Here is a 14,048-nt window from a genome sequence, read left to right as displayed (position 1 = left end):
CAGATATGACCGAGACCATTCACGATCTGATCGGCGTGGGCTTCGGCCCGTCGAACCTTGCGCTGGCCATTGCGCTGCACGAACGTCAAAGCCCGGTTGACGCGCTGTTTCTTGAGGCGCGGCCCGGCTTTGCCTGGCATCCGGGCATGATGATCCCCGGTGCCGACATGCAGGTGTCGTTTCTCAAGGATCTTGTCACGCTGCACAATCCCGCCTCGGGGTTTTCCTTCCTCAGCTACCTGCACGAAAGGGGGCGGCTGGAACGCTTCGTCAACCGCAAGAGCTTTTTCCCCAGCCGGGTGGAGTTCAACGATTATCTCGGCTGGGCGGCGGCAAAGCTGGGCACCATCTGCGCCTATGACCAGCGGGTGACGGCCATCGAGCCGGTGGACCGGCAGGGGCAGATCACGCTGTTGCGCATTCGGGCCGAAGACGAATGTGGCCGCGTCACCACCCGCCTGGCGCGGCAGATCGTGCTGGCGCCCGGTGGGGCACCGCATTGGCCCGCCCCTTTCGCCGATCATCAGGGCGTGCCGGGGCTGAGCCATTCCAGTGATTTCACCCATGCCGTGCTGCCCCATGTGAGGCCGGGCCAAAGCGTCGCGGTGATCGGCGGCGGGCAAAGCGCCTCTGAAATCTTTGCCGCGCTGGCCGCGCATCCGGCGGGCCTTTCGGTCGATCTGATCCTGCGGGGGCATGCGCTGAAACCGGCGGATGACAGCCCCTTCGTCAATGAGATCTTTGACATTGCGCATACTGATCTTCTGTTCGGAATGACGCCCCGGCAGCAGCAGGCGTTCCGGCAGGATTTCGCGGCGACCAACTATGCGGTGACGGATATCGACCTGCTTCAGCAGATCCATGGCCTGCTCTACGAACAGTCGGTCATCGGCGAAGAACGGCTTGCACTGCGGCGTGATACGGCGGTGGCGGGCCTCCGGCCCGGCCCGGCGGGGCTGGCTCTGACACTGAAGACCCCGCAGGGGCGGCAGGACCGGCATTATGACCATGTGATCCTGTGCACCGGCTACCGGCGCGAGGCTGAAACCCTTGGCCTGACTGATCTTGCCTCGTGGATGCAGTGCGGGCAGCCCGACCGGCAGTATCGCCTGCCGATGCGGCCGGGGTTCCTTCCGGCGATCCATGTGCAGGGCTATAGCGAACAGACCCATGGTCTGTCGGATACGCTGCTATCCGTTCTGGCCGTGCGTGCGCAGGAAATCGCCGCTTCGGTCGAAGCGGCGCACCGGGGGCAGCTTCTGGCAGCGGAATAGCTGGATAAGGGCTTGAGCGCAGCCTGAGGTTGTGCAATCTGGCGGTATCCACCCACGCAGAGCGTCGGCAGACAGCAACCGCCTCGCCGTCCGTTCCCCGGACGGCCCTGCCCGTGGAGTCTGGCTGTGACCTCTGTCGCCCCGCTGCCCGTGCGTTCTGCACCGGCCCTGCCTTCGTCCTTTGCCCATCTCTTGCAGGAAATGATCGACAAGCGGCAAATGCTGCTGTGCGACGCCATCCGCATCCTTGGCGCGACCGACCGCGCCGAGGATGTGGTGCAAGAGGCGATGCTGCGCTGCCTTGACCGCAGCAACCCGCCCCGGATCGACCGGCCCACACAATTCGCCCGACGGATGGTGCGCAATCTTGCCATTGACCGGCTGCGGCGCGAACGTCATCTGGTGACGGGAACGCAGGAAGAACCCGCGACCAGCATCGACAATCCCGAGGCGCGACTGGCCGGCCGGCAAGCCCTGCGCCAGCTTGACGCCCGGCTCAGGGACTGCCCGCCCCGCGACCGTGAACTGTTCCTGCGGCATCGGCTGCTGGGCGAGCCGCAGAACCGTCTCGCGGCCGAATTCGGCCTGTCGACGGCGCGGGTCAATGCGATCATCGCGCGGCTGCACAGTCAGCTTGCACCTTTGCGCCCGGAGCCTGTGCCGGAATAGGCTCAAAGCCCCGTGGGCAGCACCACCGGACCGCCGCTGCCCGGCAGGTGCAGGCAGTCAAAGCCGATGCCGAAGGTCTCGCGCAGCGGGCCATCGGCCAGCACCTCGGACGGTGGCCCGCTGGCCACCAGCCGCCCGTCACGCAGTGCAAGCACATGGTCGCACAGCCGCGCGGCAATCGTCAGGTCATGCAGGATCATCACAACGCTGCGGCTTTCTCCCAGACGCCGCAGCATCTGCACCAGCCCGGCCTGATGCGGCAGATCCAGAAAGTTCAGCGGCTCGTCCAGCAGGAGCGTGCCGGAGGCCTGTGCCAATACCAGCGCAATCCAGGCCCTTTGCCGCTGCCCACCCGACAGGCTTTCGACCGCGCGATCCGCAAGCGGGGTCAGCCCAACCTCGTCCAGCGCCCCCGTCACCGCGGCCTCGTCCGCGCGGGTCATTGGCCGAAAGGCCCGCAACCACGGTGTGCGACCGCGCGCGACCAGCTGACGGACAGTCAGGCCCGGCGGTGCGATGGCGCTTTGCGGCATCAGCGCGATGCGTCGCGCGCGGTCGCGGTGGGTCAGGCTGGCGACGGGCTGGCCCGCGTGGTGCAGGCTGCCGCTTTCCGGCGGCAACAATCCGGCGAGGCAGCGCAGAAGGGTGGTCTTGCCACAACCGTTCGGGCCGATGATGCCGGTGATCCCCCCTTGTGGCAGGGCAAAGCTCAGCCCGTGCAGCACTTCGGTGCGGCCAAGCCGCAGGGTCAGATCCTGCACGGCGAAAGGCATGGCGGTCTCCTAGCTCGACTTGTCAGACATCTGGCGGCGCAATACGACCAGGAGGATCGGTGCGCCGATCAGCGCGGTGTAAAGCCCGGTCGGCAACAGCGCTGCGGGGGCCAGACCGCGTGCCAGCACATCGGCCAGCGTCACGAACCCGGCGCCCACCAGTGCTGCCAGAAACGGGTCGGGGCGCCTGCGTGCGAGCCAGCGCGATACCGGCCCCGCCGCCAGCGCGACAAAGCCAAGCGGCCCGCAGAGTGACACCGCGCCCGCCGCGACTAATGCGGCAAGCAGACCCAGCGCGGCGCGCAACACCCCGACCCGCAGGCCCAGCGATCGGGCCAGATCATCACCCAGTTCCAGCCGGTCAAGGATGCGCCGCGCGGCAAACACCGGCGCCAGCAGCGGCACCAGCCAGAGCGCGCGGCCCACCTCGGGCCAGCCTGCGCCATTCAGCGTGCCGGTCAGCCAGGCCATCGCCATCGAGGCATTGCCGTCGCCCGCCCGCAGGATCAGTGCCTCGGTTCCCGCTCCGGCCAGCAGGGCAAGGCCCAGCCCCTGAAGCACGACCGCGCGCGGGGCCAGCCCTTCGCGCGGATGTGCGGCCAACCAGCCCAGCAGGATGATGGCCGAAACCGCCCCCACCCATGCGCCTGCCATCGGGGGTAATCCCGCCATAAGCGCCGCCACGGCGCCAAAGGCGGCGCATTGCGTCAGTCCGATGACATCGGGCGAGGCCAGCGGATTGCGAAGCAGTGTCTGGAACACCAGACCCGCCGCGCCAAGGCACATGCCCGCAATTAGCCCGGTGATCAGGCGCGGCAGCCGCAGCGACCACAGCATCCGTCCCACCCCCTCGGGACCGGAGAAAAGCGCCTGCATAACCTCGACCGGCCCAAGCCAGCTTCGCCCGGCGGCCAATGCCAGACCCGCGAGGGCGACCAGTGCCAGAAGCATCAGAACAAGCCGCATCAGTCTTCCTTTCGCAGGATCGACCGGATGAGCAGCATGAACACCGGCGCCCCGATCATCGCCAGAACGATGCCCAGCGGCAGTTCTGCGGGGCGCATCAGCCTGCGCCCGGCAATATCGGCAAGCAGGGTCAAACCGGCGCCCAGCGGGCAGGCCAGAAGCATTGTGGCCCCCAGCCCCGCGCCCGATGCCAGCCTCCGCGCCAGATGCGGCGCAATCAGGCCGATGAAGCCAACCGGCCCCGCGATGGCGACCGCCGCCCCTGATGTCATCGCGATGGCGGCCAGCGCGAGGCTCAGCACCCGGCCCGGATGCAGACCAAGGGCGGCCCCCAGATCCTCGCCCAGCATCAGCGATTCCACCTGACGTGAAACGGCAAGGCCGAGGCAGATGCCCGCAAGGCCCAGCGGCGCGAGAGCGGCCAGCCGCCCGGTATCGGCCAACGCAAGCGAGCCCACCATCCAGAAGCGATAGAGGTTGCGGGCCTCGGGGTTCATCAGCACGACGAAAGACACGACCGACAGGCAGAGGCTTGCGAAGGCGGCGCCCGCCAGTGGCAGCCGCAGCGTGCCACCGCCGGAACCGGCCAGCAACCGCACCAGCAGGGCGGCAGCGGCCGCCCCGCTCAGCGCGAAGGCCGCGGTCGCGGCCGATCCCATCGGACCCAGAAACCACAGCCCTGCGACGACGGCCAGTGCTGCCCCCGCGTTGACGCCGGTCAGGCCGGGATCGGCCAGCGGATTGCGCGTCAGCGCCTGCATCATCAGGCCGGAAACTGCCAGCGCCGCCCCGATCATCAGCGCGGCCAGTGCGCGGGGCAGCCGCATCTCCACCACCACGGCCTGCGCAAGATCCTTCGGGTCGCGCGCGACCAGCGCCTGCCACAGCAGGCCGGGGCCATAATCCTGTGCGCCCAGGCACAGCGCCGCCACGAACACCACGGCAACCCCGGCGCACAGCAACGGCAGGGCAGGGGGGACGGAGCGTTGCGGAAGTACGGAAGAGAGCACGATGAAAACCTGCGCGGGGAAGGAGGGGCGGCTGGCTTCGTGCTGACTGCGGAATGATCCATGCCCGCCCGGACGGCGCGGGTCAACCCCTTCGCTTGACCCGCGCCGGAGATCACGGTAGCCCGGTCCTGTCCCCAGCCCGTCGCCAGGCATTCCGTCAACTGAAAGGTCGACCATGCCCCGGCTGCTGCCTGCCCTCTGCCTCCTGTTTCTGCTTTGCCTGTTCTCCGCGCCGCGCGCGCAGGCCGATCCGGTGCAATTGCGCCATGCCTTCGGCGAAATCACGGTCGATCCGGCCAAAGTGCGACGCATCGTATCGGTCGGCTACCACGAACAGGATTTCCTCTATGCGCTGGGGCTGGCCCCGGTAGGGGTGCATGAATGGTTCGGCGGCCACCCCTATGCGACCTGGCCCTGGGCGGAACCCGCGCGCATCGCGCTCGGGGCACGGCCCGAGGTGCAGACTGGGTTTGAAATCGACGTCGAATGGGTCTGGATGATGGAACCTGACCTGATCGTGGCGACCTTCGCCCCGATGGATGCCCAGACCTACGCCCTGTTGTCGGAGATTGCCCCGGTGGTTGGGCGACCCGAGGGCTATCCGGCCTGGGGGGCGCCCTGGGAAGAGGAGTTGCGCCTGATCGGCCGCGCGACAGGCCGGGAGGCGGCGGCAGAAACCGTCATCGCCCGTACCGGCGCGCGGATCGCTGATGCGGTCGCGAGCCACCCTGAGTTTCGCGGGCTGAGCGGCACGGCCGCTTTTTTCAACGACGGACAGATCATCGGCTATCGCCCCAGTGACGGGGCGAACCGTCTGCTTGGCCAGTTCGGTATCCTGACGCCGCCTGCCTTTGACGACATGGCGAGTGCGGGCGGCAATTTCATGGTCAGCCCCGAACGGTTTGATCTGTTTGATCTGGATGTCCTGCTGTGGCTTGTGGATGGTCCGATGCAGTCCGAGATCAAGGCGCTGCCGACCTGGCGCAATCTGCGGGTGGCACGGGAAGGGCGGGCGATCTGGGCCGACCAGATGATGACGGGGGCGATGAGCTTCCAGTCTCCGCTGTCGATCGACTGGGCGCTGGAGCGTCTGGTGCCGATGCTGGCCGCAGCGGTGGATGGCGATGCGGCAACAGCCATCCCGGCGGGTCCGGCAGAGATGCCCGGCGCGCCTTGACATTTGCGTGAGGGGTGACCACAACCGCCCCACCAAGGCAGCGCCCCGGCGCAACCACGGCAGGAACCCGCGTGCCCGCACGCTTTCAGACCTCGCGCCGTGACCTGCCGGGACTTTCCCCGCCCCTGATGCTCGCGGCCCTGCCCGGATGGACCCGTCATGTCAGGACCTATGATCTTTTCCCGCTGCCGACGCCCGCTGCTCGCGTTTGCCCTTTGCGGCGCGGCTTTCACCCCCGCATCGCTTCATGCTGAAGAGGCCGTCAGGCTGGGCACGATCTACCTTGAAGGCGGGGACGGTGGCGCGATCTCGGGCGGAACGGGCTATACTGTCAGCGAAACCGCGACCGGCATAAAGGCTGGCGTGCCGGTGACCGAAGTGCCACAGGCCGTTGGCGTGGTGACCGAGCAGGAACTGAAAGACCGTGACCCGGTCCAGATCGAGGATGCGCTGGCCTATGTGCCGGGTGTGACGGCATCCGTCTGGGGGGTGGATGACCGCTATGACCAGTTTGCCCTGCGGGGATTTGATCTGGGCACTTCGGGTATCTACCGGGATGGCCTGCTGAACAAGGCGATGAACTTTTCGGGCTTCAAGGTCGATCCGTTCATGGTGCAGCGCATCGACGTGCTGAAGGGGCCGTCCTCGGTGCTGTACGGGTCGAATGATGCGGCAGGCATGGTGAACATCATCACCAAACGGCCGGTCTTTGCCCCCTTTACCGAGGCGCGTCTGTCCTATGGCTCGCATGATACGGTCGAGGCGGGTCTGGACACCGGCGGCAGCAACGCGGATCAGACACTCGCCTGGCGTCTGACCGCGCTGACCCGCGAGGGGGCCAATGCCGAGAAGAACACCCGCGACGACCGCGATCTGCTGGCGCTTGGCCTGACCTGGGCGCCGACCGACCGCACATCGGTCACCTTCCTTGGGCACATCCAGCGCGACCGGCTGGCGCCCAACAGCTTCATCCCGGTCGCGGGCGAGGATTATCCGGCGGAAAAGGGAGAGCTGCCCGCTTCCTTCACCAATGCCCAGCATCCGTGGAACCGTTTCGACACCGAACAGGCCTCGATTGGCTGGCAGGCGGAACATGCCTTCAACGATGCGCTGAAGCTGCGGCAGAATTTTCGCTATGCCCGGCAGACCACCGACTACCGGCACATCTATTTCAACGGGATGATCCTGCCGGATTACACGCCTTCGGACGACACGATGAACTTCGCGGCCTTCTCGGTGGACGAGACGGCGAAGACCGCCGCGCTGGATACGCAGCTTGAGTATCGCTCGACCCTCGCGGGGGGCGAGAACATCCTGACCTTCGGTATCGACCTGTCGCGGCGCGAGGTTTCGGGCAGGATGGGCTGGGACAACAGCTATTCCGTGCCGGTCAGCGATCCGTCCTATGATTTCGTGGTGACCGCGCCCGGCATCTATCAGGACAACACCACCAAGGTGATCGAGAAGGGCCTCTACCTGCAGGACCATCTCCGGTTTTCCAACGGGGTGACGGTGACCGGCGGATTGCGGCGGTCGTGGGTGGAAAATACCACCGACAACCATCTGTCGGGCTCCACCAGCCGGCAGGACGATACTGCCACCACCGGCATGATCGGTGCAACCTGGGATCTGGGCAACGGCTTCGTGCCCTATGCGAGCTATGCCGAAAGCTTTACGGTGAATATCGGCAGCAGCTTCAGCGGTGAGCAGTTCCGGCCGACCGAGGGCAAGCAGGTCGAGGTCGGTCTGCGCTATCGCCCCGAAGGCAGCAACCTGCAATTCGCGGCGGCGCTGTTCGACATCACCAAGACCAATGTGCTGACCTCGGACCCCGGCAACCCCGGCTTCTCGGTACAGACCGGCGAAGTCCGGCATCGGGGCGTGGAGCTTGAGGCGCGCGGACAGGTCACCGAACAATTGTCGGTGGTGGCAGGCTACACCTATCTTGATGCCAGGATCACCAAATCGAATGACGGCGATGCGGGCAACCGCACTCCGCTGGCGCCCAGGCATCAGGCCTCGATCTGGGCGGATTACGCCTTCGCGGGCAAGGCCGAGGGGCTGAGCCTCGGGGCTGGTCTGCGCTATGTCGGTGAAACCTGGGGCGATACGGCGAATACCCGGTCAGTGGATTCATATGTTCTGGCCGATATGGCGCTGCGCTATGACTGGGAGGGTTATTCCGCCGCGCTTGGTGTGACCAACCTTTTCGACAAGGATTATGCGGCGACCTGCGATGCATCGGTCGGTTGCATCCGGGGCGAGGGGCGTGAAGTGACACTGACCCTATCGAAACGGTTCTGACACAAGGCATGACCGGGCGGAGCGACCCGCCCGGTCAGACCGGGATGGCGGTGGTGTGCTTCACCCGCCGCAATACGAAGATCGACGAGGAACTGGCGATCGCCTCGTGATCCAGAATCCCGTGCATCAGCACCCGTTCATAATCTGCCACGTCCTGCGCCACGATATGCAGCAGATAATCCCAGTCGCCGCTGATCGAATAGCATTCGATCACAGCCTCCTGCCGGTCAATGAACGCCTCGAAGGCGGCGCGCATCTTGCGGGTCTGAGCGTTCAGCCGGATCTGGCAGAAGATATCCAGCCCGCGGCCCAGCCGGGCCGGATCGACCAGTCGGATTTCGGGGCCAAGAACCCCCGCTTCCTCAAGCGCCTTCACACGCCGCCAGCAGGATGCGGCAGAAGATCCGATCCGTTCGGCCAGGTCCTGATTGGACAGGCCGGCCTCGCGCTGCAAGGTTTCAAGGATTTTGCGATCCATCGCATCTATCTGGGTCATATGGTTCGTATTCATGGCTTGAGTGAACTGTCTGTATCGAATTTATCCTGCATCTTGGAAGATATGAAAGAAAATTTCGCGTTTCCTGCTGTAGAATCCTTCAAGGATGAAGGAGGGCGCGATGGCAGGAAACACGGCAAGGATCATGCGGCGCAATGCGCCCGATGTTGCGGTGGACTGGCAGGCGGTGTTGCGACACATGGCGCTCAGCCGCGCGCTGGACGCGATGGAGGAAACCCGCCTCGTCCCGGAAAAGAAGGTGCTTTACCAGTTTTCGGCGCGGGGGCACGACATGGCGCAGATCCTTCTCGGGCTGCGGCTGGACGGCAGGCATGACGCGGTCTGCGGCTACTACCGCTCGCGTCCGCTTCTGTTGTCGCTGGGGGTGGACCCGGAAGATGCGCTGGGGTCGGCGATGGGCCGGGCAGGGGGCTATTCCGACGGGCGCGATATTGGCGTGGTGTTCAACCATCCGAACCCGAATGGTGCAACCGCCCTGCCGATGTGCGGCGGGGTCGGCGCGCAATACACGCCGACCGCAGGCTGGGCGCAGGCGCTGGAGTTTCATGCCCGCGTGCTGGGTTCCGCCGAACATGGCAGCTCGATTGCCGTCGTTCTGGGCGGCGATGGCTCGGTTGCCTCCAACGGGTTCTGGTCGGCGCTGACCATGGCCACTACGCAGCGCCTTCCGATGCTGTTCTATATCGAAGACAACGGTTTCGGCATTTCCGTCGCTTCGACCATGCAGACGCCGGGCGGCAATATCGCAGCCAATCTTGCGTCATGGCAGGGGTTGAAGATCTTTGCGGGCGACGGCACCGATCCGGCGGAAGCTGCGCAACTGACGGCCGATGCGGTGGCCTATGTGCGCGAGGAACGTGCGCCCGCCATGCTTCGCCTCACCGTGCCGCGCCTGCAAGGCCACAGCTTTCAGGATACGCAGGCCTACAAATCCGAAAAGCTGGTGCAGGCCGAGCGAGCCCGCGACCCCTGGGACAAGTTGAAGGCCTTCCTCGTCCCTTCGCGGATGACTGCGGCAGAGTGGGAAGCGGCGGTGCAGACTGCCGCCGAAACCGCCGAAGCCGCGCGCCTTGCCGCCGAGGCGCGTCCGGTGGCCGAGCCGACCACCGTGTTGCGGCATGTTTTTGATGATGGCGAAATGCAGCAGATGGGCGGCTTGCGCCCCGCTGGCTGGGAGCCGCCGCCGATGTCCGACACGCCCCGGCCCGAAGGCCAGCGGCTGAACATGGTCACTGCCATCCGCCGCGTACTGGAGCAGGAGCTTGCCTCCAATCCCCGCATGGTGGTGTTTGGCGAGGACGTCGGGCCGAAGGGCGGGGTTCACGCCGTAACGCTGGGCTTGCAGGACAAGTTCGGAGGCGAGCGGGTGTTCGACACCTCGCTGTCCGAAGAAGGTATCATCGGCCGGGCGGTCGGCATGGCGCTGGCGGGTCTGTTGCCGGTGCCGGAAATCCAGTTCCGCAAATATGCCGAACCGGCCACAGAACAGCTGAACGACTGCGGCTCGATGCGCTGGCGCACCAACAACCGCTTTGCTGCGCCCATGGTGGTACGGATGCCGGTCGGGTTCTTCAAATGTGGCGACCCCTGGCACAGCCAGACCAACGAGGTCGCCTTCATCCACAGCCCGGGCTGGAAAGTGGCGGCGCCCTCGAATGCCGAGGATGCGGTGGGTCTGTTGCGCAGCGCCTTGCGTGGCAATGATCCGGTGATCTTTCTGGAACATCGCGCCATGCTGGATCACCCCTGGGCGCGGCGCCCCTGGCCGGGTGACGATTACGGTCTGCCCTTCGGCAAAGCGCGGCTGGTGGCGGAAGGGCGGGGGGCCACGCTGGTCACATGGGGCGGCATGGTGGATCGCTGTCTTGAGGCCGCGAATGGCCTGTCGGTCGATGTGATCGACCTGCGCACGCTGATGCCATGGGACCGCGCCGCGGTTCTGGCCTCGGTTGCGCGGACCCATCGCTGCCTGATCGTGCATGAAGACCTGCAAACCGCCGGCTTTGGCGCAGAAATTGCGGCGGTGGTCGCCTTGGAAGCCTTCACCGCGCTGGATGCGCCGGTGGAGCGTCTGACCATGCCCGATATTCCCAGCCCGCATAACCCGGCTTTCCTGAATTGGGCCGTGCCCTCGGTGGCGGCGATCCGGGCGAAGCTCGAAGATCTGATGGGGTTCTGACATGATCGATGTTCTTGTCCCGCTGGAGCAGGAAGGCACTGAGGCGGTGATTTCCAATTGGCTGAAGGCAGTGGGCGATCAGGTCGCGCTGAACGATCCGCTGGTTGAGCTGGAAACCGACAAGGTTTCGGTCGAGGTGCCCGCACCCGTGGCCGGACGGCTGGCGGAAATTCTGGTCTCGGCAGGCAGTCAGGCGACTCCGGGTATGGTGCTGGCGCGGATAGATACCGCTGACGCTCGGGTCGAAGTGGCGTCGCCGCAACCGCAGGCGGCGCCGGATCAGCCGGATATGTCGGGCTGGCATTCGCCTGCGGTGCGCAAAGCGCTGGCCGAAACCGGGCTGGACCCGGCGGCGATCACCGGCTCGGGCCGGGGCGGCAGGCTGACGCGGGCCGATGTGGACCGGGCGGCAGCCAGCGCACCCGTTGTCGCCTCACCGGCACCCCGGCCGAAACCCGCGCCGGGATTGCAGGGCCAAAGCGTGCCGCATGATACCATGCGGCTGGCCATTGCCCGCAACATGCAGAAATCGGTCAGCGAGGCGCCGCAGGTGACAGCGGTGTTCGAGGCGGATTTCAGCGCGATCATGGCCCATCGCACCGCCCACCGGAAAGCGTTCGAGGCGCAGGGCATCGCGCTGTCTTACACTGCCTATATCGTTCTGGCGGCGGCACAGGCGATGCAATCCGTACCTCAGGTCAACAGCCGCTGGCATGACAGCCATCTGGAGCTGTTCAGCGACATCAATATCGGTGTCGGCACAGCCCTGGGCGACCGCGGACTGGTGGTGCCGGTGCTGCGCCGGGTACAGGATCTTTCGCTTCAGGGGGTGGCCGCACAGCTTCAGGATCTGACCGGCCGCGCGCGTGAGGGCAGGCTGACCCCCGAGGATATGCGGGGCGGAACATTCACCATCTCGAACCACGGGGTCTCAGGTTCGCTGCTCGCCGCGCCAATCCTCATTCACCAGCAACAGTCTGCCATCCTTGGGATTGGCAAGCTGGAAAAGCGTGTTGTCGTACGCGAAGTTGGTGGGATCGACACCATCCAGATCCGCCCGATGGCCTATGTCTCGCTGACCATCGACCATCGGGTGCTCGACGGGCATCAGACGAATGCCTGGCTGACACGTTTTGTGGACGCGCTGGAAAACTGGCGCGGCTGAGCGCAGGAGCGGTGCGTAAGAGGGTCGACGACAGGCGCGGTGCCGATTTTCCCGGCCAAAGTACCCTGGATGACAGTCCCGTCATATCGCGGGATGCGGTGCCCGACGATCTGCGTCGGGTGACTGCGGCTTTACGGCGAAGCAGATTGTATCCCGATCTGCCTTGCCACCTGAACGAAGGCTTGCACCTGAGGCGACTTGTTTGCACGTTTCCAGACCAGCACCGTCCGGCTGCGGAACGACGGATGCATGATTTGCCGGACTTCTACGGCGCGGCCGAGAAACCCGATCAGGCTTTCGGGATAGATTGTTATACCAAGCCCGGCAGCCACCAGGCCGTTGAGAGCCAGGGTATTTGACGCTTCAAGCGCCACGTTCAAAGCAATGCCCTCGGCCGAAAACAGATCGTTCAGGCGCCAGCGGTATTCTTCCCATTCCCGCATGTTGCCCAGGATGACCGGCTGGTCAGCGAAATCTGAAGGGACGATTTTGGGGCGTAACAGAAGCGGATGGTTGCGGGGAGTTACGACATAGAGCGGTTCGGACGTCAGCTGAAGCGCGTGGAAATCCGGGTGATCGAAGGGACCGATCATATAGCCGACATCCACCTCTCCGTTTGCAAGGGCGATCTTCTGGCCCTGCGTGCGGATGTATTCCAGCCGGACATCAATATAGGGATGCGCCCGCCTGAAGCGCAGGACGGCCGAGGGCATCAACTCGGTCGCGGCGAATGCCATGTAGGCGATACGCAAAAGCCCGGACTTGCCTTCTGCGAGGCGCCGGGCAGCCTGAATGGCTTCATCATAGCCGCGCAGCAATTCGGAGTTGTCGGTGAAGAATCTCTGGCCCGCCTGCGTCAGCGAGACTTCCCGTGTCGTCCGGTCCAGCAGGCGGAAGCCGAGGCTTTGTTCCAGCTTCTGAATGCGGCGGCTGAGGGCCGATTGGTCAAGGTTCAGCCGCTCTGCCGTACGCCGGAAATTCAGGTCCTGTGCAAGGGCAAGAAATGTCTGGATGTTTTCAAGGCCAGGCAGTGTCTTCATGCGATTGGTCCCGTTCGTCGCGGTGATTTGAGTGATGCAAATGATGCATCAATAAAGGATGAAGCGTCATTTCACAGCCGTCAATCTGCCTGCCAAATTCTGTTTTAGGGCCGCCGAACCCAAGCTCCCCAAGGTCGTCGGCAGCTCGGAACATTCGATTGCGCTTGTGCGTGATCGGCATCAGAGGATGACAGGAGACTAGAATGAGCGATGTTGACGCAAAGGAACTGGACCGGCTGTTGCAGCAGGCTTTCGACACGGCCAGCAAGCTGTATCAGCAGCGTGGCTTCCAGCGCCGCGTGGGCTTTGGCAGGCGTCCTGCACTGGTGAGCGTCGACCTCGCCAACGCCTGGACCCGTCCCGGCAATCCCTTCACCTGCGATCAGGAGAAGATGGATAACGAGATCATCCCCGGCATGCAGAAACTGCTCAAGGCCTTCCGCGCCGCGCAGCTGCCGGTCGTGCATGTGACCACGGCCTACGAAATCACCGACCGCAAAGCCGATTTCACCGACATGGGCCTGTGGCACAACAAGATCCCTGTCGATGTGGTGGATCTGAAGAACAAGGATCTGTGGGCGATCGACAGCCGCATTGCGCCGGTCGATGGCGAATATACCCTGCTGAAGAAACGCGCCTCGTCCTTCCATGGCACAGAACTGGCGGGTATCCTTCGGGCGAACAATGTGGATACGATCCTCGTGACCGGCGTGACGGCCTGCGCCTGTGTGCGTCAGACCATCTGCGACGGCATTGCGGACGGCTTCCGCACCATCGCGGTCAAGGAAGCCATCGGTGACCGCGTACCGGGCGCGGTGGCGTGGAATCTGTTCGATATCGACGCCAAGTTCGGTGACGTCCACACCGTCGATGAATGCGTGGCCTATATCGACAGCCTCGCTGCGCAGAGGGTCGCTGCCGAGTGATCGTCATGCCGGGCCGGAAGGCCCGGCATTTGCCATTCGCCCGAAAGA

12 protein-coding genes are annotated in these 14,048 nt (G+C 65.0%); 7 read left to right on the top strand and 5 right to left on the bottom strand.

Annotation, left to right across the window (positions count from 1 at the left end; all coding sequences use genetic code 11):
* The first annotated feature begins 5 nt into the window (after positions 1-5).
* On the top strand, positions 6-1,274 hold the full coding sequence (locus AO684_RS12175) for a lysine N(6)-hydroxylase/L-ornithine N(5)-oxygenase family protein (RefSeq protein WP_054303008.1): 1,269 nt from the start codon (positions 6-8) through the stop codon (positions 1,272-1,274).
* Between the two features lie 126 nt (positions 1,275-1,400).
* Complete coding sequence (locus AO684_RS12170; protein WP_152968407.1) at positions 1,401-1,943, top strand: sigma-70 family RNA polymerase sigma factor; 543 nt, start codon at positions 1,401-1,403, stop codon at positions 1,941-1,943.
* Between the two features lie 2 nt (positions 1,944-1,945).
* On the opposite strand, the gene AO684_RS12165 is transcribed toward AO684_RS12170, so the two are convergent.
* Genes AO684_RS12165 through AO684_RS12155 form a run of 3 tightly spaced genes read right to left on the bottom strand, consistent with a single transcriptional unit; the run spans position 1,946 to position 4,692 of the window.
* Complete coding sequence (locus AO684_RS12165; protein WP_054303006.1) at positions 1,946-2,716, bottom strand: ABC transporter ATP-binding protein; 771 nt, start codon at positions 2,714-2,716, stop codon at positions 1,946-1,948.
* A 9-nt stretch (positions 2,717-2,725) separates the two neighbouring features.
* Positions 2,726-3,682 carry an iron chelate uptake ABC transporter family permease subunit gene (locus AO684_RS12160; RefSeq protein WP_054303005.1) on the bottom strand — a complete coding sequence of 319 codons (957 nt, stop codon included), beginning with the start codon at positions 3,680-3,682 and terminating at the stop codon, positions 2,726-2,728.
* Positions 3,682-4,692, bottom strand: coding sequence for an iron ABC transporter permease (locus tag AO684_RS12155; protein ID WP_161806013.1), 1,011 nt, complete (start codon positions 4,690-4,692; stop codon positions 3,682-3,684). The genes AO684_RS12160 and AO684_RS12155 overlap by 1 nt, the downstream gene beginning before the upstream one ends.
* Positions 4,693-4,867: 175 nt before the next feature.
* On the opposite strand from AO684_RS12155, the gene AO684_RS12150 reads away from it, so the two are divergent.
* Together AO684_RS12150 and AO684_RS12145 are read left to right on the top strand one after the other, a co-directional pair.
* A complete protein-coding gene (locus AO684_RS12150) occupies positions 4,868-5,869 on the top strand; it encodes an ABC transporter substrate-binding protein (RefSeq protein WP_054303003.1) in 1,002 nt (333 codons plus the stop codon).
* A gap of 159 nt (positions 5,870-6,028) precedes the next feature.
* A complete protein-coding gene (locus AO684_RS12145; protein ID WP_082400937.1) occupies positions 6,029-8,173 on the top strand; it encodes a TonB-dependent siderophore receptor in 2,145 nt (714 codons plus the stop codon).
* Positions 8,174-8,207: 34 nt separating this feature from the next.
* Here AO684_RS12145 and AO684_RS12140 read toward each other — a convergent pair whose 3' ends face one another.
* The gene (locus AO684_RS12140; RefSeq protein ID WP_108129126.1) at positions 8,208-8,669 is read right to left on the bottom strand and encodes an Lrp/AsnC family transcriptional regulator; all 462 of its coding nucleotides are present in this window, start codon (positions 8,667-8,669) and stop codon (positions 8,208-8,210) included.
* A gap of 121 nt (positions 8,670-8,790) precedes the next feature.
* Here AO684_RS12140 and AO684_RS12135 point away from each other — a divergent pair, with 121 nt between their 5' ends.
* Together AO684_RS12135 and AO684_RS12130 are read left to right on the top strand one after the other, a co-directional pair.
* Positions 8,791-10,869 carry a transketolase C-terminal domain-containing protein gene (locus AO684_RS12135; protein ID WP_054303000.1) on the top strand — a complete coding sequence of 693 codons (2,079 nt, stop codon included), beginning with the start codon at positions 8,791-8,793 and terminating at the stop codon, positions 10,867-10,869.
* A 1-nt stretch (position 10,870) separates the two neighbouring features.
* A complete protein-coding gene (locus AO684_RS12130; RefSeq protein WP_054302999.1) occupies positions 10,871-12,034 on the top strand; it encodes a dihydrolipoamide acetyltransferase family protein in 1,164 nt (387 codons plus the stop codon).
* Positions 12,035-12,165: 131 nt separating this feature from the next.
* On the opposite strand, the gene AO684_RS12125 is transcribed toward AO684_RS12130, so the two are convergent.
* Positions 12,166-13,074 (bottom strand): LysR family transcriptional regulator, encoded by a 909-nt coding sequence (locus tag AO684_RS12125; protein ID WP_054302998.1) that lies wholly within the window; start codon positions 13,072-13,074, stop codon positions 12,166-12,168.
* A gap of 203 nt (positions 13,075-13,277) precedes the next feature.
* Here AO684_RS12125 and AO684_RS12120 point away from each other — a divergent pair, with 203 nt between their 5' ends.
* Positions 13,278-14,000 carry an isochorismatase family protein gene (locus tag AO684_RS12120; RefSeq protein WP_054302997.1) on the top strand — a complete coding sequence of 241 codons (723 nt, stop codon included), beginning with the start codon at positions 13,278-13,280 and terminating at the stop codon, positions 13,998-14,000.
* The last annotated feature ends 48 nt before the right edge of the window (positions 14,001-14,048 follow it).

The sequence above is a fragment of the Gemmobacter sp. LW-1 genome (assembly GCF_001303875.1).
GTDB classification, from domain to species: Bacteria; Pseudomonadota; Alphaproteobacteria; order Rhodobacterales; family Rhodobacteraceae; genus Gemmobacter; species Gemmobacter caeni.
This window is presented reverse-complemented; position numbering and strand designations above follow the sequence as displayed.

Excerpts from the sequence above, each read along its gene's own strand:
- AO684_RS12175 (WP_054303008.1), top strand. The coding sequence starts at position 6 with ATGACCGAGACCATTCACGATCTGATCGGCGTGGGCTTCGGCCCGTCG.
- AO684_RS12165 (WP_054303006.1), bottom strand. The coding sequence starts at position 2,716 with ATGCCTTTCGCCGTGCAGGATCTGACCCTGCGGCTTGGCCGCACCGAA.
- AO684_RS12160 (WP_054303005.1), bottom strand. The coding sequence starts at position 3,682 with ATGCGGCTTGTTCTGATGCTTCTGGCACTGGTCGCCCTCGCGGGTCTG.
- AO684_RS12150 (WP_054303003.1), top strand. The coding sequence starts at position 4,868 with ATGCCCCGGCTGCTGCCTGCCCTCTGCCTCCTGTTTCTGCTTTGCCTG.
- AO684_RS12145 (WP_082400937.1), top strand. The coding sequence starts at position 6,029 with ATGTCAGGACCTATGATCTTTTCCCGCTGCCGACGCCCGCTGCTCGCG.
- AO684_RS12140 (WP_108129126.1), bottom strand. The coding sequence starts at position 8,669 with ATGACCCAGATAGATGCGATGGATCGCAAAATCCTTGAAACCTTGCAG.
- AO684_RS12135 (WP_054303000.1), top strand. The coding sequence starts at position 8,791 with ATGGCAGGAAACACGGCAAGGATCATGCGGCGCAATGCGCCCGATGTT.
- AO684_RS12130 (WP_054302999.1), top strand. The coding sequence starts at position 10,871 with ATGATCGATGTTCTTGTCCCGCTGGAGCAGGAAGGCACTGAGGCGGTG.
- AO684_RS12125 (WP_054302998.1), bottom strand. The coding sequence starts at position 13,074 with ATGAAGACACTGCCTGGCCTTGAAAACATCCAGACATTTCTTGCCCTT.
- AO684_RS12120 (WP_054302997.1), top strand. The coding sequence starts at position 13,278 with ATGAGCGATGTTGACGCAAAGGAACTGGACCGGCTGTTGCAGCAGGCT.